The 17,161-nt window shown below is 69.6% G+C and carries 18 protein-coding genes; 10 read left to right on the forward strand and 8 right to left on the reverse strand.

Annotated features, from left to right (window positions below; genetic code table 11):
• Positions 1 to 29 precede the first annotated feature (29 nt).
• The 4 genes from pyrH (at position 30) to QF030_RS29655 (ending at position 3,220) form a co-directional block, all read left to right on the forward strand.
• The gene (gene pyrH / locus QF030_RS29640) at positions 30 to 788 is read left to right on the forward strand and encodes a UMP kinase (protein WP_307165629.1); all 759 of its coding nucleotides are present in this window, start codon (positions 30 to 32) and stop codon (positions 786 to 788) included.
• A 173-nt stretch (positions 789 to 961) separates the two neighbouring features.
• Positions 962 to 1,519, forward strand: a complete 558-nt coding sequence (gene frr / locus QF030_RS29645) for a ribosome recycling factor (protein ID WP_020128692.1) — start codon at positions 962 to 964, stop codon at positions 1,517 to 1,519.
• Entirely contained in the window at positions 1,519 to 2,700 is a 1,182-nt protein-coding gene (locus QF030_RS29650) for a phosphatidate cytidylyltransferase (RefSeq protein ID WP_307165630.1), read from the forward strand. Before frr ends, QF030_RS29650 begins: the two co-directional genes overlap by 1 nt.
• Before the next feature lie 310 nt (positions 2,701 to 3,010).
• Positions 3,011 to 3,220 (forward strand): e9imm peptide, encoded by a 210-nt coding sequence (locus QF030_RS29655; RefSeq protein WP_307165631.1) that lies wholly within the window; start codon positions 3,011 to 3,013, stop codon positions 3,218 to 3,220.
• 18 nt (positions 3,221 to 3,238) lie between these two features.
• Here QF030_RS29655 and QF030_RS29660 read toward each other — a convergent pair whose 3' ends face one another.
• The gene (locus tag QF030_RS29660) at positions 3,239 to 3,460 is read right to left on the reverse strand and encodes a hypothetical protein (RefSeq protein ID WP_307167735.1); all 222 of its coding nucleotides are present in this window, start codon (positions 3,458 to 3,460) and stop codon (positions 3,239 to 3,241) included.
• Positions 3,461 to 3,758: 298 nt separating this feature from the next.
• Positions 3,759 to 4,412, reverse strand: a complete 654-nt coding sequence (locus tag QF030_RS29665; protein ID WP_307165632.1) for a tyrosine-type recombinase/integrase — start codon at positions 4,410 to 4,412, stop codon at positions 3,759 to 3,761.
• A 224-nt stretch (positions 4,413 to 4,636) separates the two neighbouring features.
• On the opposite strand from QF030_RS29665, the gene QF030_RS29670 reads away from it, so the two are divergent.
• Positions 4,637 to 5,188, forward strand: a complete 552-nt coding sequence (locus QF030_RS29670) for a hypothetical protein (RefSeq protein ID WP_307165633.1) — start codon at positions 4,637 to 4,639, stop codon at positions 5,186 to 5,188.
• Positions 5,189 to 5,191: 3 nt separating this feature from the next.
• Here the strand turns inward: QF030_RS29670 and QF030_RS29675 are convergent, their stop codons facing one another.
• Entirely contained in the window at positions 5,192 to 5,932 is a 741-nt protein-coding gene (locus QF030_RS29675) for a hypothetical protein (protein WP_307165634.1), read from the reverse strand.
• A 367-nt stretch (positions 5,933 to 6,299) separates the two neighbouring features.
• Here QF030_RS29675 and QF030_RS29680 point away from each other — a divergent pair, with 367 nt between their 5' ends.
• The 5 genes from QF030_RS29680 to QF030_RS29700 all read left to right on the forward strand — a co-directional run bounded on the left by QF030_RS29680 (position 6,300) and on the right by QF030_RS29700 (position 12,210).
• Positions 6,300 to 6,926 carry a hypothetical protein gene (locus tag QF030_RS29680; RefSeq protein ID WP_307165635.1) on the forward strand — a complete coding sequence of 209 codons (627 nt, stop codon included), beginning with the start codon at positions 6,300 to 6,302 and terminating at the stop codon, positions 6,924 to 6,926.
• Positions 6,927 to 7,096: 170 nt separating this feature from the next.
• Complete coding sequence (gene rlmN / locus QF030_RS29685) at positions 7,097 to 8,203, forward strand: 23S rRNA (adenine(2503)-C(2))-methyltransferase RlmN (protein ID WP_307165636.1); 1,107 nt, start codon at positions 7,097 to 7,099, stop codon at positions 8,201 to 8,203.
• Positions 8,204 to 8,467: 264 nt separating this feature from the next.
• Complete coding sequence (locus QF030_RS29690; protein ID WP_307165637.1) at positions 8,468 to 9,544, forward strand: thiamine ABC transporter substrate-binding protein; 1,077 nt, start codon at positions 8,468 to 8,470, stop codon at positions 9,542 to 9,544.
• Positions 9,520 to 11,190, forward strand: a complete 1,671-nt coding sequence (locus QF030_RS29695) for an ABC transporter permease (protein ID WP_307165638.1) — start codon at positions 9,520 to 9,522, stop codon at positions 11,188 to 11,190. Before QF030_RS29690 ends, QF030_RS29695 begins: the two co-directional genes overlap by 25 nt.
• Positions 11,191 to 12,210: an ABC transporter ATP-binding protein gene (locus QF030_RS29700; protein WP_307165639.1), complete on the forward strand. Its 1,020-nt coding sequence runs from the start codon at positions 11,191 to 11,193 to the stop codon at positions 12,208 to 12,210.
• A 108-nt stretch (positions 12,211 to 12,318) separates the two neighbouring features.
• On the opposite strand, the gene QF030_RS29705 is transcribed toward QF030_RS29700, so the two are convergent.
• The 5 genes from QF030_RS29705 to QF030_RS29725 form a co-directional block, all read right to left on the reverse strand.
• On the reverse strand, positions 12,319 to 13,029 hold the full coding sequence (locus QF030_RS29705; protein WP_307165640.1) for an LAETG motif-containing sortase-dependent surface protein: 711 nt from the start codon (positions 13,027 to 13,029) through the stop codon (positions 12,319 to 12,321).
• Between the two features lie 162 nt (positions 13,030 to 13,191).
• Positions 13,192 to 14,319, reverse strand: coding sequence for an LOG family protein (locus QF030_RS29710; protein WP_307165641.1), 1,128 nt, complete (start codon positions 14,317 to 14,319; stop codon positions 13,192 to 13,194).
• A 35-nt stretch (positions 14,320 to 14,354) separates the two neighbouring features.
• The gene (locus tag QF030_RS29715; protein WP_307165642.1) at positions 14,355 to 14,774 is read right to left on the reverse strand and encodes a VOC family protein; all 420 of its coding nucleotides are present in this window, start codon (positions 14,772 to 14,774) and stop codon (positions 14,355 to 14,357) included.
• 111 nt (positions 14,775 to 14,885) lie between these two features.
• Positions 14,886 to 16,427: a hypothetical protein gene (locus tag QF030_RS29720; RefSeq protein ID WP_307165643.1), complete on the reverse strand. Its 1,542-nt coding sequence runs from the start codon at positions 16,425 to 16,427 to the stop codon at positions 14,886 to 14,888.
• Complete coding sequence (locus QF030_RS29725) at positions 16,409 to 17,152, reverse strand: ABC transporter ATP-binding protein (RefSeq protein WP_307165644.1); 744 nt, start codon at positions 17,150 to 17,152, stop codon at positions 16,409 to 16,411. The genes QF030_RS29720 and QF030_RS29725 overlap by 19 nt, the downstream gene beginning before the upstream one ends.
• Between the last annotated feature and the right edge of the window lie 9 nt (positions 17,153 to 17,161).

Consider the following 17,161-nt stretch of genomic DNA (forward strand, 5'->3'; position numbering starts at 1 on the left):
TGCACCACGTGAAAGAGGCGGGATCTCCCATGACCACCAAGGCCCAGAAAAGCGACGACGGCAAAGTACGCGGCCGGTACATGCTGAAGCTGTCCGGAGAGGCGTTCTCCGGTGGCGGGGGCCTGGGCGTGGACCCCGACGTGGTGCACAAGATCGCCCGTGAGATCGCCGCCGTCGTCCGCGACGGCGCCGAGATCGCGGTCGTGATCGGCGGCGGCAACTTCTTCCGCGGCGCCGAACTCCAGCAGCGCGGCATGGACCGTGCCCGCTCCGACTACATGGGCATGCTCGGCACCGTCATGAACTGCCTCGCCCTCCAGGACTTCCTGGAGAAGGAGGGCATCGACAGCCGCGTGCAGACCGCCATCACCATGGGCCAGGTCGCCGAGCCGTACATCCCGTTGCGTGCCGTGCGGCACCTGGAGAAGGGCCGCGTGGTCATCTTCGGCGCCGGTATGGGCATGCCGTACTTCTCCACCGACACCACCGCCGCCCAGCGCGCCCTGGAGATCGACGCCGAGGCGCTGCTGATGGGCAAGAACGGCGTGGACGGCGTCTACGACTCCGACCCGAAGACCAACCCCGCGGCCGTCAAGTTCGACGCCCTCGGCTACGGCGAGGTCATCACCCGCGACCTGAAGGTCGCCGACATGACCGCGATCACGCTGTGCCGCGACAACAAGCTCCCGATTCTCGTCTTCGAGCTTCTGACCGAGGGCAATATCGCTCGCGCAGTCAAGGGTGAGAAGATCGGCACGCTTGTGGGTGAGCAAGGCAGCCGGGCCTGACCGGTGGAACCCCGGTCTCGTACGACAACACCTGACCGGGGGACGGAGCCCGGCCTGGGGATGGACAATGTCCTGCCGGTCGGGAACCGTGCAGGAAGAAGACGCGACGCAGCCGGCCGCCGCCTCCGCAAGGAATCGGAGCCGGGCCTACTCAAGACACGCAGGAGCAAGTGGTGATCGAAGAGACCCTCCTCGAGGCCGAGGAGAAGATGGAGAAGGCCGTCGTGGTCGCCAAGGAGGACTTCGCCGCGATCCGCACCGGCCGTGCGCACCCGGCGATGTTCAACAAGATCGTTGCCGACTACTACGGCGCACCGACGCCGATCAACCAGCTGGCTTCGTTCTCCGTGCCGGAGCCGCGCATGGCGGTCGTGACCCCGTTCGACAAGACCGCGCTGCGCAACATCGAGCAGGCGATCCGCGACTCGGACCTGGGCGTCAACCCGAGCAACGACGGCAACATCATCCGAGTGGTGTTCCCCGAGCTGACCGAGGAGCGCCGCCGCGACTACATCAAGGTCGCCAAGGGCAAGGGCGAGGACGCCAAGGTGTCCATCCGCGCGGTCCGTCGCAAGGCCAAGGACGCGATCGACAAGCTGATCAAGGACGGCGAGGTCGGCGAGGACGAGGGCCGCCGTGCGGAGAAGGAGCTCGACGACACCACCGCCAAGTACGTCGCCCAGGTGGACGAGCTCCTGAAGCACAAGGAAGCGGAGCTGCTCGAGGTCTGATGAACGACTCTTCCTGGGGCTCACCGCCACACGCCGGGTCGCGGGCCGGGTACTGGGGGCCCGCCGACCAGGGGCCTGTCCAGGGGGCCGCCCCGGCGGGTCCCGCGTACGATGCGCCTGAGGCGCAGCAGACTCGCCCCATGCCCATCGTCCCCGACGTCCCCGCGCACGGCGGAAACCAGGATGACGACCGGGGGGCCGCTCGGCCGGGCGGCCCCTTGTTCCCGGACCCGCCCTACGGCAACCAGCCGTACGGCGACGCATCCCACGGCCACGACACACCGTCGGCACAGCCCCACGCGGCGGTGCCGCAGAATCCGGAGCCCATGCCCGACGCCTCTCACCCGGCGCCCGCACCGCAGAAGAAGAGTGCGGGCCGAGACCTGGGCGCGGCCATAGGCGTCGGGGTCGGGCTCGGTGCGGTGATCATCGCGTCGTTGTTCGTCGTCAAGGCCGTGTTCATCGGCGTGATAGCGGTCGCCGTCGTCGTCGGCCTGTGGGAACTGACCAGCAGGCTGCAGGAGCGCAAGGGCATCAAGGCGCCGCTCGTGCCGCTCGCGGTCGGCGGTGCGGCGATGGTCGTCGCCGGATACGTCCGGGGGCCCGAGGGCGCCTGGGTCGCCATGGCGCTCACCGCGCTCGCGGTGCTGGTCTGGCGGATGACCGAACCGCCCGAGGGCTACCTCAAGGACGTCACCGCCGGCGTCTTCGCGGCCTTCTACGTCCCGTTCCTGGCCACGTTCGTCGCCCTGATGCTCACCGCCGACGACGGAGCGTTCCGCGTCATGACGTTCCTGGTCCTGACGGTCGTCAGCGACACGGGCGCGTACGCCGTCGGCTGGCGTTTCGGCAGAACCAAGCTCGCCCCGCGCATCAGCCCGGGCAAGACCCGCGAGGGCCTGCTCGGCGCGGTGTCGTTCGCGATGGTCGCCGGCGCGCTGCTGATGCAGTTCGTGATCGACGACGGCACCTGGTGGCAGGGCCTGCTGCTGGGCCTGGCCGTCGCGGCCAGCGCCACGCTCGGTGACCTCGGCGAGTCCATGATCAAGCGGGACCTGGGCATCAAGGACATGGGCACGCTGCTCCCGGGTCACGGGGGCATCATGGACCGCCTGGACTCGCTGCTGCCCACGGCTCCCGTGGTGTGGCTGCTGCTCGTACTGTTCGTGGGCTCCGGCTGACCCACGCGGCACAACCGGCTCACGCGGGCCTCTTTCCCATACTTCGGAAAGGGGCCCGCTGGCGTGGAGCCGGTGGCGCGGCCGCCGAAGGGGCGACGTGGTTTCGGGGACACCGAGGCCGGCCGAGCCGGAGCCCGGCGGACCTGGCTGACGGGATGCAGGTCGTCTCGAACGAGTCCGCAGGGGGACAAGGCCCTGTACCTCGTCGACGGCGGCCGGCCCAGCCGAGGGCAGTCGGCCGGCATCGCGCTTCAGGCCGACGAGCCGAAGAGCTTCGAGTCTCCGGCCGGAGGCCCGGCAGCCGAGCCCCATGAGCCGTGAGGAAGCCGTCCGTCTCGTGCAGCGGATCATGGACGCCGGCTACGCGGACGACGCCGAGTGCGAGGCCATGGTCGCCGCTCTTGTACGGGGCACCGGTTGCCCGCACATCGGCGACTACATCTTCTGGGAGTCCGATCCAGAGCCGGCAGCCGAGAAGATCGTCGATCGAGCCATGGCCTACGAGCCGTTCGCCCTGTGATCGAAGCGCGGGCGCTGATCATGCGAACGGCGACAGGCCCTTGCTCTCCAGATGGGCGAGCAACGAGTCAAGGCATGCGTCTGGCGTGCCCAGGTCAGCGCGGAAGAACGAGTCCTCGCCGAGCGGCCCGCCGCTGACGATGACCATCCATGCCGACCGTCGCTCGACCATGCGGTCACCGTCCACCTTGAAGACAGTCGTGACTCCGCGCTCGGCCAGCCACTCCATCAGTTCGAGCATGTCCACTCGCGCATCCTCCGGGGAGATCATCCCATCCCGAGTGGCACCCCCTCCGGGCCTCTGTGGCCTCCTGGGCCGGCCCCGGGCCGGTCGAAGCCGACCGACGTCGGGAGTCGGTGCCCACGGGTGACCACCCCCACCCCGCTCTGGCCTGGGGCCCCGCAGATGATCTGCCACACTGGACGTGTTATGCCTGCACCCGGAGAACTGATCTCCCACGGGCATGAAGAAGCCCCCTACCAGCGGTTTTGTCGCCAGCAGGGGGCCGTCTTGTGCCCGGTGGGCCGTCTCTGGGCCGTCAGGGCTCCTGGGCCGTGCCGAAGACATCGTCCAGGGCCCGGCGAGCCCGCTCACGGCTGCTGGGCATCAGGTGGGCGTACACCCGCAGCGTCATCGCCGGATCGGCATGGCCGAGGTATTCGCTCACGGCCTTGATGCTTTCGCCCGCGTCCAGGAGGACCGAGGCGTAGAAGTGGCGAAGGGCGTGCATCCCGTGGTGCCGGGCGGAGGCGTACGGCTTCCCGAGTTCCGGGGTGGGGATGAGGCCGGCCGCGGCGAGGGCGCGCTTCCACTCGTGGAAGTTGAAGTTGCTTCGCCAGACGATGCCGCCGACCGTGTTCGTGAAGATCAGACGCCGCTCGGTGAGCGGGCCGTCCGGCCGGCCCCACGGCAGCTTGATGCCCACGGGCGGGTGATTCTTCATGTGCTGCCGTAGGGCGGATGCCACCGAGGTCGGCAGCGGTACGTCCCGCTCCTTGTTGCCCTTGGGCGGAGCGAAGACCGCGACACCGCGGATCAGCTTGACCTGAGTGGTGACCCGCAGCGTGTCGCCGTCGAGCTGCACGCTGTCCTCGGCGAGACCGATGATCTCGCCCTGCCGGAGACCGCAGCCGCTGCCCACGGAGACCATGGCCTGGTACCGCTCGGGCAGAGCGTCGCGGACCGCAGTCACTTGCGAGGGGAGCCACGGCACGACCCGGGCGGCCGAGACGGCCGGCGGGCGGACGGATGCCGCTGAGCACGGATTCCGGGCAGGTCCACAGACTGCCCGACTCGCCTTGAGCTTACGGGGCCATGATCACTCGCCCCAAAGCAGCTCCAGCCCAAAGCCGCTCCGCCGACCTCGTGGTGCTGTAACGGCTGACAGCGTCTCGACTGACGAGGCACGATCTGTCTATGGATGCTGGAGTTGCGGCTCTGCTGGGTGCGGTGGCGGGCGCTTTGGGGGCGATGGGAGCCGGATGGATTTCCGCCTGGGGAACCAGGGAACAAGCGAAAACCCAAGCGCGTGCCGACATTACCCGATGGCACCTGCAAGAGCGCCAGAGAGTCTATACGGACTTCATGAGAGCGGCCGTGACGACGGGGGCGGCCCTGAGTGGGTTAACGGCTGTATTTCGTGAAAGGGATGCAGGAGCAGCTGAACGAAGACTGCAAACGTGCCGGGGGCTAATATCTGAGCTGACCAGTACTTGTGCCCTTGCTATTTTGCATGGTCCACAGGATGTGACGGCTCTAGCAATTAATTTTTGCAACGCTATCGACGAGCTACTTGGGCTAGCTGAACAATGGAAGAACGCAATCATCGCTGATGATCAGGAAAAAATCGACGAACTGTCAACGGAATACGATGAGATGCGCGATGAAATAAATAGCTGCGCTAACGAATTCGCGGAGGCTGCAAACGCTGTACTCGTCAAGGAGGAAGCAGCCATCGAGGCGTTGTAGTTTTCACATAATCTCAATGAGGCTGGCTCTTACGAAGGCTTCAGCAAGGGTAGGATCCGAAATCTGCCCTTCCAGCTCGAATGTGCCTGCCGGGAGGGGTTTATAAAAGTACTGATCGCGACCCGGCGGCGTTGCCTTGAGTACGGAATCTACATGGCACCATCCAGGAATCGGCGAATCGGAAATATTCTCCGGCAATAGGAATGCCTGAAGGTCGATCCGAACTGGATTATATTCCAGCTTGAACCAGCAATGCTCCTCAGTGTTAAGGATCAAGCCCAGCTCTTCGAGCGGTGTGAGCAGCGAGGTGGTTGCTCTCAGGAACCACCAAACGACTTCACAGTAGTCCTCAAATTCTTCTTTTCCGGGCGGTTCTGCCCCGTCGTGCTCGACGGCATTGCGGAGGCGATTCATGCGCTGCAGCATGCGTCGTCGGATCACTCCCCAGTCCTCAAGGACTGCGAGCCATCCACCAGTCTTGTATTGCGGGTACTGCTTTAGGCCGTAAATGTTATCGAGATGCTCCAAGCGAGTCTGCATTGCCCTCTTCAGAGCGAGAATGCCATCGATTCGATCATATGCGTTGGAGTGATTTAACAGTCGATATTCTGCATGCGACAGAGAGGCGTTGGCGCGATGCTTAAGCGCCAACCCCTCCGTATCCAGACCGCAGTGCGAAGCTCCGTCGCTGAAGCTTTCGTCGAAATTTATCGAAAGCCAATAAGTGGCACTTTCAGCTGTCACGCCATCCATCGTAATGGCCTTCCGCGTGCGAAGCACCGAGTTTTTCGCCGCTGGTCGTCCAGCCCAAGATCGACTTCACCAACGGTCAACGCAGCCACGCCAATCAACCGCCGACCATCCTCCTGGGCCGTCCTTGGATCGCGGAGGGCGCTCAGCGTTGGTCAATGTCAATAACGGCCGACACTTTGGCATCAGGTCGAAGCGGTGATCCATTACGTAGCCGCAGGCCGCAGCGGGCATAGAACAGCTGTGGCTGTTATGAGGAACGAGCATGTTCGGCCGCTTCCTGGCCGGATCGCCCCCTTGTGCGCCCTTCGTGTGCGTGTCACACAGTTCAGAGGCGCGGACCTGGGGGAGGGAGCACGGCATGCCGGTGTTGGGGGGCTATCCGGTCGGGCCATCGGCCTGGGCCGTCGAGCGGTTTGGGCGGCATGCCGGTGTGCTGGCCGCTGCGGTTCCGGTGCAACTGGCCAAGGCGCACGGGAAGGCTCATGCCGCGCACCTCGCTGCGGGCCTGAAGAAGCGCAGCCCGTACGGTGTCGCCCTTGCGGGGGTGGTGCGCGAGAACCTGGCGGAGACGGCGCGCGGGCTGGGAGAAGCCGTGCGAGATGTACGCGGATACGAGTATGCGGTGATCAACGATCACGCACTCTTCCCCTTCCGGTACGCGGACAGGCCGAAGCCCCTGGACCGAGCCCGGTTGCCGGCCAATGCGTCGCCCACTCGGCACCGGCTGTTCCGAGCGCACGGACCGCAGCCTCCGGAAGGCCTGTTCGACGTCGGTGAGGACCTGGCGACCGAGGAGTACCTGGGGCTGCATGAGGCGTTCGAGGAGCTGGGATCTTCCACCAGGTTGGTCTGTGTGTTCTTCACGGCCGACGCCGAGAACGGCATCCATGCCATCTACTGGGGGGACGCCCACCTTGAACCCGACCGCACCTTCACATGGCCCTATAGGGAACAGCTCCCGGTCGCTCCCGTGCAGCTGGACTGACGGGCGGTGGCGCCGCTGCCTGGGCACGGCCGGTCGGGGGCTGACTGAGCCCTGGGCCGTCCCTGGGCCGTGCGAAGCCGACCAACGCTGACAGTCAGCGCCCGCGGGTGATCACCCCCACCCCGCTCTGGCCTGGGGGCCCGGAGATGATCTGCGACACTGGACGTGTTATGCCTGCACCCGGAGAACTCACTTTCGTAGCCCCCCGCGGAGCCAAGAAGCCGCCGCGGCATCTCGCCGACCTCTCGCCCGCCGAGCGGAAGGAGGTCGTGGCGGAGATCGGGGAGAAGCCCTTCCGTGCCAAGCAGCTGTCGCAGCACTACTTCGCGCGTTACGCGCACGACCCGGCGGAGTGGACCGACATCCCCGCCGGTGCTCGCGAGAAGCTGCGGGAGGCGCTGCTGCCGGACCTGATGTCGGTCGTGCGGCATCTGTCGACGGACCAGGGGGACACCCGTAAGACCCTGTGGCGGCTGTTCGACGGCACGCTCGTGGAGTCGGTGCTGATGCGCTACCCGGACCGGGTGACGATGTGCATCAGCTCGCAGGCCGGGTGCGGGATGAACTGTCCGTTCTGTGCGACCGGGCAGGCGGGGCTGGACCGCAACCTGTCCACCGCCGAGATCGTGCACCAGATCGTCGACGGGATGCGGGCGCTGCGGGACGGGGAGGTGCCCGGCGGTCCTGCCAGGCTCTCCAACATCGTCTTCATGGGGATGGGCGAGCCGCTCGCCAACTACAAGCGGGTCGTCGGGGCCATCCGCGCTCTCACCGACCCGTCTCCGGACGGGCTCGGGCTCTCGCAGCGGGGGATCACCGTCTCGACGGTCGGGCTGGTGCCGGCCATCAACCGGTTCTCCGACGAGGGCTTCAAGTGCCGGCTGGCGATCTCCCTGCACGCGCCGGACGACGAGTTGCGTGACACCCTCGTCCCGGTGAACACACGGTGGAAGGTGCGCGAGGTGCTGGACGCCGGGTTCGAGTACACCGAGCGGTCCGGGCGCCGGCTCTCCATCGAGTACGCGCTGATCCGCGACATCAACGACCAGGCCTGGCGTGGTGACCGGCTCGGGCGGCTGCTGCGCGGCAAGCCGGTGCACGTCAACCTCATCCCGCTCAACCCGACGCCCGGTTCGAAGTGGACGGCGTCGCGGCCCGAGGACGAGAAGGCGTTCGTCGAGGCGATCGCCGCGCACGGGGTGCCCGTCACGGTCCGGGACACCCGTGGCCAGGAGATCGACGGGGCGTGCGGTCAGCTCGCGGCCACCGAGCGGTAGTCTGACCCCGGTATCAGGTATCCGGTACTACGTATCGGATATCCGTACGCCCATATCAGTACATCTTCATATTCCGACAGGGGAGCGCCACAGCGCTGAGAGTGCGGGAGAGTCCGCAGACCCTCTGAACCTTGCCCAGGTCATTCTGGGTAGGAAGTTCGGTCATCACTCAAGCTGTTGCGCCCTGCCCGGGCACCGGCGGAACCTTCCGCGGGTGCCCGGGCGGGGCCGCGTCTCTTCCTGGTCAACCCCAGGAGGAATCCAGTGCACACCAGGACGTTCGTGGCCGCGGCCGTCGGCCTCTGCCTCGTCACGCTGTCCGCCTGCGGATCGTCGGACGACGGCGGTTCGGCGGCCGACTCCAGGACCGTCACCCTCGTCAGCCACGACTCGTGGGCCGTCTCCAAGAACGTGCTCGCGGACTTCGAGAAGAGTTCCGGCTACCAGGTGAAGGTCCTCAAGGACGGCGACGCCGGTCAGGCCGTCAACAAGGCCATCCTCACCAAGGGCAACCCGCAGGGCGACGTCTTCTTCGGCGTCGACAACACGCTCCTGTCGCGCGCCCTCGACAACGGGCTGTTCCAGTCCTACGAGGCGAAGGGCGCGGACCAGATCCTGCCCGAGTACCGGGCCGACGGGGACAAGCACCGGGTCACGCCCGTCGACACCGGTGACATCTGCGTCAACTACGACAAGGCGTACTTCAGCGAGCACAAGCTGGCCCCGCCCGCCTCCTTCGACGACCTGGTGAAGCCCGCGTACAAAAACCTGCTGGTCACCGAGAACGCCGGCACCTCCTCGCCCGGCCTCGGCTTCCTGCTGGGCACGGCCGCGAAGTACGGCGACGCGGGCTGGACGGACTACTGGAAGAAGCTGAAGGCCAACGGCGTGAAGGTCGTCGACGGCTGGGAGCAGGCCTACAACGAGGAGTTCTCCGGGTCCGCGGGCGGGAAGAAGGCGGGGGCCGACCGGCCGCTCGTCGTCTCGTACGCCTCGTCGCCGCCCGCCGAGGTGATCTACGGCGACCCCAAGCCGGCCACCGCCCCGACCGGCGTCTCCACCGGTACCTGCTTCCGCCAGGTCGAGTACGCGGGTCTGCTGAGCAACGCCGCCAACCCCGAGGGCGGCAAGGCGCTCCTGGACTTCCTGCTCACTGCGGAGTTCCAGCAGGACATGCCGCTCAACATGTTCGTCTATCCGGTGCGCAAGGGCGCCGCGGTCCCGGCGGAGTTCACGCAGTACGGGCCCCAGGCGAAGGACCCCGAGACGCTGGACCCGGCGAAGATCGCCGACAACCGTGACGACTGGGTCAAGTCATGGACCTCGCTCGTACTGAGGTGACCGGGCGCGCGGCCCGCGCGGGGAACGCGGCACGGCTCGGGCTCATGGCCGTGCCCGTCGCGTTCTTCGCGGTCTTCTTCGCCTACCCGGTCGCCGCGATCGTCGCCCGGGGGCTCGGGGCCGACGGCGGATGGCGCTTCGGACGGCTGTGGGACGTGCTCGCGCAGTCCGACATCCGGCACGTGCTGTGGTTCACCACCTGGCAGGCGCTGGCCTCCACCGCGCTCACGCTCCTGGTCGCGCTGCCCGCCGCGTATGTCTTCGCCCGCCTGGAGTTTCCGGGCAAGCAGGTGCTGCGCGCGGTCGTCACCGTCCCGTTCGTGCTGCCGACGGTCGTCGTCGGCACGGCGTTCCTGGCACTCGTCGGGCGCGGTGGACTGCTCGACGACCTGTGGGGCGTGCGGCTGGACACCACGGTGTGGGCGATCCTGCTCGCGCACGTCTTCTTCAACTACGCGGTCGTCGTGCGCACGGTGGGCGGGCTGTGGTCGCAGCTCGACCCGCGGCAGGAGGAGGCGGCGCGGATGCTCGGCGCGTCCCGCGTCGGGGCGTGGCGCACGGTCACCCTGCCGGCCCTCGGGCCCGCCGTCGCCGCCGCCGCTCTGATGGTCTTCCTCTTCACCTTCACCTCCTTCGGAGTGGTGCAGATCCTCGGCGGCCCCACCTTCTCCACCCTCGAGGTGGAGATCTATCGGCAGACCTCCGAGATCTTCGATCTGTCCACGGCCGCGGTCCTCACCCTCGTCCAGTTCCTGGCCGTCGGCGCGATCCTCGCCGTGCACGCCGGGACCGTACGGCGGCGGGAGACCGCGTTGAGGCTGGTGGACCCCTCGGTGACGGCGCGGCGGCCGCGCGGGGCCGGGCAGTGGGCGCTGCTGGCGGGAGTGCTCGGCACGATCGCCGTGCTCCTGGTGCTGCCGCTGGCGGTGCTGGCGCAGCGCTCCTTCGACGCGCCCGGCTTCGCCTACTACCGCGCCCTGACCGGCGAGGACGGCAATGTCTTCCTGGTCCCGCCGATCGACGCTATCGGCAACTCGCTGGAGTACGCCGGCGCCGCGACCGCGATCGCCGTGACGGTCGGCGGGCTCGCCGCGGCCGCGCTCACCCGGCGGGACGCCGGACGGCTGGTCCGCGGCTTCGACGCGCTGCTCATGCTGCCGCTGGGCGTCTCCGCGGTGACCGTCGGCTTCGGGTTCCTGATCGCGCTCGACGAGCCTCCGCTGGACCTGCGCGGTACGTGGATCCTGGTGCCGCTCGCGCAGGCGCTGGTCGGTGTCCCCTTCGTCGTACGGACCATGCTCCCGGTGCTGCGGGCGGTGGACCAGCGGTTGCGTGAGGCGGCGGCCGTGCTCGGGGCGTCGCCGTGGCGGGTGTGGCGGGAGGTCGACCTGCCGATGGTGTGGCGGGCGCTGCTCGTCGCGGCGGGGTTCGCCTTCGCCGTGTCGCTGGGGGAGTTCGGGGCGACGGTGTTCATCGCGCGGCCCGACAACCCGACGCTGCCGGTCGCCGTGGCGCGGTTGCTGGGGCGGGCGGGCGAGCTCAACTACGGCCAGGCGATGGCCCTTTCGACGATTCTGATGGTGGTGTGCGTGGTGGCGCTGCTGGTGCTGGAGCGACTGCGGACCGACCGGACGGGGGAGTTGTAGATGCTGCTGGAACTGGAGCGCGCCACCGTGCGGTTCGGCCCGCGGCCCGTGCTCGACGCCGTCGATCTGGCGGTCGCCGAGCACGAGGTGGTGTGTGTGCTGGGGCCGAGCGGCAGCGGCAAGTCGACGCTGCTGCGGGCGGTGGCCGGGCTCCAGCCGCTGGACGCCGGGCGGGTGCTGCTCGACGGGCGCGATCAGGCGGGCGTGCCCGCCCACAAGCGGGAGCTGGGGCTGATGTTCCAGGACCACCAGCTGTTCCCGCAGCGAAACGTCGGCGGCAACGTGGCCTTCGGGCTGCGGATGCACGGCATGCCCGGGAACCGGCAGGGCGAACGGGTGGCGGAACTGCTCGACCTGGTCGGGCTTCCGGGCGCCGCGGGCCGTGCGGTGGCCGCGCTCTCCGGTGGTGAACAGCAGCGGGTGGCGCTGGCCCGGGCCCTCGCGCCGCGGCCCCGGCTACTGATGCTCGACGAGCCGCTCGGCCAGCTCGACCGGTCGCTGCGGGAGCGCCTGGTCGTCGAACTCCGCGAACTGTTCGGCAGGTTGGGGACGACCGTGCTCGCGGTCACCCACGACCAGGGCGAGGCGTTCGCGCTCGCCGACCGGGTCGTGGTGATGCGGGACGGGCGGATCGCCCAGTCCGGTACGCCGCTCGAGGTGTGGCAGCGGCCGGCGGACGCGTTCGTGGCGCGCTTCCTCGGCTTCGACAACGTGGTGGAGGCGACCGTCACGGAGGAGGCCGCGGTCACGCCATGGGGCAAGGTTCCGGTGCCGGCCGGGTCGGCGCAAGGAGCGCGCACGCTCCTCGTCCGGCCCGCCGGTGTGCGTCTGGTGGGCGCGGACGAGGGACTGCGCTGCACGGTCGCCGCCCGCACCTTCCGTGGCACGCATGTCGCCGTGCACCTCCAGCCGGAGGGCGCGCCGAGGCTGGAGGCGGCGTGCACGCTGCGGGACGCACCGGAGGTCGGGGGCGTGGTGGGGGTGTCCTTCGACGCGGCGGAGACCGTCGTACTGGACTGACCGCCGCTCGGGGGCGAGCCGGGCGAGGGTGCGGGACATACGAAGGGCCCGCCCCGGTGAAGGGGCGGGCCACTCACGTACGTCCGTCGGACCGGTCGGCCGCGCGGGTCAGCGGTTGCTCGACCCGCGGCGCCGCATCCCGAAGAACACCGCGCCACCGCCGACGGCGACCAGGACGGCCGCGATGCCGACGATCAAACCGGTGTTGGAGCCGGCGCCGGTCTCGGCCAGGTTCGACTCCTGGGCCGCGGGCGACGGGGCGTTGCTCGCGGAGGGCGCGGGCTCGGTGCCCTCGCTCGTCGAGGCGGACGGGGACGGGGTGACCGTCTCGGCCGGCGGCGCGGTGGTCGTGTCGTCCGACGGAGTCGAGGACGGGGTGGTGGACGGGGTGGACGTGCCGACGGCCTCGCAGGCCTTGGACGGGGTGGTCAGGTTCCCGGCTATGTCCTTGTCGACCAGGATCTTCTCGTTCTTGACGGCCTTGACGTGGATCCGGTAGATGGCGCCCGGCTCCCAGTCCTCGGCGAAGGAGACGGTGACGCCCTTCTTCGAACCCTCGACCGTCTGGGCGGTGCCGACCTGCCTCAGGTCGCCGCCGTTGTTCTCCAGGAAGACGGTGATCTCGGCCGGGACACCCGTCGGGTCCTTGTCGGTGACGGTGATCAGGCCCTTCGCGCCGTCACAGGCGGCGGAGGCCGAGAATTCGCTGATGTCGCAGGCCAGCGCGGTGCCGGCGGCGCTGAGCGCGAGAGCGGCGGAGGCGGCGGTGACACCGAGCATGCGCACCGAACGGGCGGCGGTACGGCGGGAAAGGGACACGTTTGTCCTTTACGGGAAGCGCAACTGCGGGGGGTGGAGGGGAAGATGGCGCCCCCGGTGAGCCGAGTGCGTCACCATCCCCAGCAGACTCACAGGTCTATAAGCGTTCCATAAGAAGTGTCAATGCGAGGATGCCTTCACGCAGTCGGCTTTGCCTGCTTATTAACCACCGAGACGTTTCAACGCCTCCGGAGCCTCCTCGATCCGGTCAACGAGGGCGATACGGGACTCCATCGACCGCTCACGGGCGAGTGACCGCAAGAGCGGCCAGGCGGGCAGCCGTTCGGTCCAGTGCGCGCGGTTCACGAGCACCATCGGCGTCGGCTCGCCCCGCGACCCGTAGTAGTTGGGTGTCGCGTTGTCGAAGATCTCCTGTACGGTCCCGGCGGCGCCCGGCAGGAACACCACCCCGGCGGTGCAGCGGGCCAACAGGCCGTCCTCACGGGTGGCGTTGGAGAAGTACTTGGCGAGGTGTGCGGCGAACGGGTTCGGCGGCTCGTGGCCGTAGAACCATGTGGGGATGCCGACCGAGGGTCCGCCGCCCGGCCAGTTGGCCCGCACCTCGAAGGCCGCCGCCGCCCAGTCGGTGATCGAGGGCGTGAACGTCGGCGCCTTGGCGAGCAGCCGGAGGGCGTCCGTGAGCATCCCGTTGCCGAAGGGGGCCGCGTACGCCCCGAGGTTCGCCGCCTCCATCGCGCCCGGTCCGCCACCGGTCGCCACCATGAGCCCGTCCCGGGCGAGTTCGCGGCCGAGCCGGGCCGCGCCCGCGTAGGCCTCCGTGCCGCGGGCCATGGCGTGGCCGCCCATCACACCCACCACCCGCTCCCCGACGAGGAGTTCGTCGAGCGCGTCGGAGACGGCGTCGTCGTGGATCGAGCGGAGCATCGAACCGAAGATGTCGCCGTCCGCCTTCGTCCGCTGGAACCAGGCGTACGTCAGGGCGTCCGGGGTCGCCTCGTAGCCCTCGTCCAGGGACGCGAACAGCTCGTCGGGGGAGTAGACGAAACCGCGGTACGGGTCGAAGGAGAGACCGGGTACGGGCGGGAAGACCAGGGCGCCGGAGGCGCGGGCCTTCGTGGCCGCCGCCGGCTCCATCGGGCAGCCGAGGAAGACGGCGCCCGAGGTGTCCAGGGCGAGCAGGGCGTCCGTACGGGCCGTCAGGGCGACGGACTGGACGCGGAAGTGGGAGAGCGTGCCGTGGGCCGCGACCACCTCGTCGAACTCGGCGAGGGACTCGATCTCACGGTCGTGGGAGCCGTCGAACGGCTGGGCGGGTGTCGTCGGATGCACCCGCCCATGCTAGGCAGCGCCGGACGCGCCGTGGGTCAGCTCGCGACGGCCGACGGATCCATCCAGACGACCTCCCAGGTGTGGCCGTCGAGGTCGTCGAACGAACGGCCGTACATGAAGCCCATGTCCTGCGTCTCGCCGCTCGGCGAACCGCCCAGCGCGAGCGCCCTGTCGACGAGTTCGTCCACCTTCTCGCGGCTCCGGGCGCTCAGGGCGATCAGGACCTCGCTGGTCTTCGACGCGTCCGCGATCTCCTTCTTGGTGAAGGTCGAGTAGAACGGCTTGGTGAGCAGCATCGCGACGATCGTGTCGCTGATCACGACGGAGGCCGCGTTGTCGTCGCTGAACTGCGGGTTGATCGTGTAGCCGAGCTCCGTGAAGAACTTCTTCGAGGCGGCGAGGTCGCTCACGGGCAGGTTCACGAAGATCATCTGCTGGTAGGCCGGCGTGGTCATCGGGTCTCTCCCAGGGGGTTCGTACGGCTGGTGACGGCGTTTCGTGGGGGTAGACCGGGGGGCCGTGCGGAACTCATCGCGGGACGGGGATTTTTTTTCGGACGGGCGGGCTCAGCGGGTCAGCGGGAGGGCCGCCAGTTCGGCCACGACCAGGGTCAGCGGGACGAACAGGGCGAGCAGGGCCCCGGTGCGCAGGGCGGCGGCGCTGCGCAGCGTCTTGGCCGGGGCGCCGAGGCGGAGCAGGGCGGCGGTGGTGTCGGCGCGTACCTGCCTCGCCTCCACGGCCGCGGTCAGGAGCGTGGCGACCGCGCAGCCCGCCACCACCGCGGCGCCGAGGGTGGTGAGCGGGCCGAAGGCCGGGTCGGCCGGGTCGTACAGCGCGGCCATCGTGTACGCGCCGGACGCCACCGCGCAGACCACGCCGAGCGGTCGTCCGATGCGGGCCGCTTCCTGCATCAGGCCACGGCCCGCGAGGAGGCGGAGGGCGCCGGGACGGGCCGATTGCAGCAGGCGCCCGCAGAGGTGGGTGAGGCCGGGCCCGGCGAGGGCGAGACCCACGGCGGTCAGGGTCCAGCCGAGGAGGACCGCGGCGGGACCGGTGGGGAGACCGCCGGGGAGGGGGAGGGTGCTGGGGTTCGCGGTGCGGTTGGCGTACGCCTCCACGGCCAGGCCGGTGGCGAGGAGCGCCATGCCCCAGGGGAGGGCGGTGGGATGCGGCGGGTGCGTCAGTGGCGGTGTCTCCGGCCGGGCCTGTCCCTGACCCTGGCCCTGGCCCTGTGCCTGTGCCTGTGCCTGTGTCTGTGTCTGCGCCGGAGGCTCTGGGGTGCCGTCGGCCCGGGGCTGCGCCGTTCCGCCCACCAGGACCGGGACCGGAGCCGACGCCGTGGGCAGGGCCGTGGTGCCCGGTGCCGAAGGGATCGCGCCCGCCGCCGGGTCCACGGCCCCTTCGGCGGGGTGCCCGCCCGGCGCCGATGCGGGGGTCGCGTCGGGGGGAGGAGCGTCCGGGGCCGGGGGCGCCGGCCGGGCGCTTCTCGACCGGGCCCCGAACCGGCCGTACTCACCGAACCTGTCGCCCGCCCCCGTCCTTCCGTGGGCGCCGAACCGGCCGAACATCCTCGGCGCCGCCTGGGCCGCCACGCGGGTGTCCCTCGGGCGGAGCATCAGGGCCACCGCGAGGGACGAGGTCACCGGGACCAGGGACAGCAGGGTCAGGGACGCCGGCAGCGGCAGGGGCTGGTTCGCGGCCAGGAAGTCGTCGGCCGCTCCGTCGAACGGCATGCCCGTGAGGTCGCCGCGCAGGTGCAGGAAGAGGAGCAGGGCCAGCATGGAGCCGAGCAGCGTCGACAGGGCGGTCGTCATCGCCGAGACGGCCATCAGGCGGGTCGGGCCCAGTCCGATCGCCGCCAGGCCGGGGCGCGGGCGGGTGCCGGGGTCGGTGCGGGCCACCGCCAGGGCGAAGTAGACCGTCGCGGCCAGGGGGACCGCGCACCAGGCGAGCCGGAGCACGGACGTGGCCGGGGCCTCGGGGTGGGTCAGCGCGCGGCCGAGGGTGGACAGGAGCAGGAAGCCGGTGCCCGCCGAGGCCGTCGCCACCAGCAGGCGGCGGAGCTGGACGGCGGGGTGGGCGCTGCGCGTCAGACGGAGAGCGAGCACGCGGCCCCCCGGCCTTCCGGCTCCGTGACCGGCGGCAGATGGACGGTCTTCACCCGGCGGCCGTCCATCAGCGGCACCGTGCGGTCGGCGACGGCGGCGGTCTCCGGGTCGTGGGTGGCCAGCACCACGGTGATGCCGTGGGAGCGGGCCGCCGTCGTCAGGGTGCGCAGGACATGGGCCCGGTCCGCGCGGTGGAGGGGAGCTGTCGGCTCGTCCGCGAAGAGGACCGAGGGGGCCGGCGCGAGGGCGCGGGTGATGCAGACCCGCTGGCGTTCGGCCTGGGTCAGCTCGTGCGGGCGGCTTCGGGACCTGTCACCGATGTCCAGGCGGTCCAGCCACTCCAGCGCGGCGACCTTGGCCCGGCGGCGGCTGGTGCCGCGCAGCATCAGGGGGAGGGCCGCGTTCTCCCAGACGTTGAGTTCGGGGACGAGGACCGGCGCCGGGTCGATCCAGCCGAAGCGGTCGCGGCGCAGCCGTTCGCGGGCCATCGGACCCATCGTGTGGACGGGGACGCTGTTGAACCAGACCTCGCCGCGCTGGGCGGGCACCAGGCCGGACAGACAGTGCAGCAGGGTCGTCTTGCCGCTGCCGCGCGGTCCGCTGACGGCGAGGATCTCGCCCTCCCGCACGCCCAGCGAGACACCGCCGAGCGCCGGTGAGCCGTCGCGGTGCGTGAAGTACAGGGAGCGTGCCCACAGCACGTCGTTGTCCGGCGGGGCCTCCATGGGCGTACA

Source organism: Streptomyces rishiriensis (assembly GCF_030815485.1).
Taxonomy (GTDB): Bacteria; Actinomycetota; Actinomycetes; order Streptomycetales; family Streptomycetaceae; genus Streptomyces; species Streptomyces rishiriensis_A.

What these genes read in the sequence shown, in the direction of transcription:
- pyrH (WP_307165629.1), top strand. Translation starts at nt 30, where the DNA reads ATGACCACCAAGGCCCAGAAAAGCGACGACGGCAAAGTACGCGGCCGG.
- QF030_RS29650 (WP_307165630.1), top strand. Translation starts at nt 1,519, where the DNA reads ATGAACGACTCTTCCTGGGGCTCACCGCCACACGCCGGGTCGCGGGCC.
- QF030_RS29655 (WP_307165631.1), top strand. Translation starts at nt 3,011, where the DNA reads ATGAGCCGTGAGGAAGCCGTCCGTCTCGTGCAGCGGATCATGGACGCC.
- QF030_RS29660 (WP_307167735.1), bottom strand. Translation starts at nt 3,460, where the DNA reads ATGCTCGAACTGATGGAGTGGCTGGCCGAGCGCGGAGTCACGACTGTC.
- QF030_RS29670 (WP_307165633.1), top strand. Translation starts at nt 4,637, where the DNA reads ATGGATGCTGGAGTTGCGGCTCTGCTGGGTGCGGTGGCGGGCGCTTTG.
- QF030_RS29680 (WP_307165635.1), top strand. Translation starts at nt 6,300, where the DNA reads ATGCCGGTGTTGGGGGGCTATCCGGTCGGGCCATCGGCCTGGGCCGTC.
- rlmN (WP_307165636.1), top strand. Translation starts at nt 7,097, where the DNA reads ATGCCTGCACCCGGAGAACTCACTTTCGTAGCCCCCCGCGGAGCCAAG.
- QF030_RS29695 (WP_307165638.1), top strand. Translation starts at nt 9,520, where the DNA reads ATGGACCTCGCTCGTACTGAGGTGACCGGGCGCGCGGCCCGCGCGGGG.
- QF030_RS29700 (WP_307165639.1), top strand. Translation starts at nt 11,191, where the DNA reads ATGCTGCTGGAACTGGAGCGCGCCACCGTGCGGTTCGGCCCGCGGCCC.
- QF030_RS29715 (WP_307165642.1), bottom strand. Translation starts at nt 14,774, where the DNA reads ATGACCACGCCGGCCTACCAGCAGATGATCTTCGTGAACCTGCCCGTG.
- QF030_RS29725 (WP_307165644.1), bottom strand. Translation starts at nt 17,152, where the DNA reads ATGGAGGCCCCGCCGGACAACGACGTGCTGTGGGCACGCTCCCTGTAC.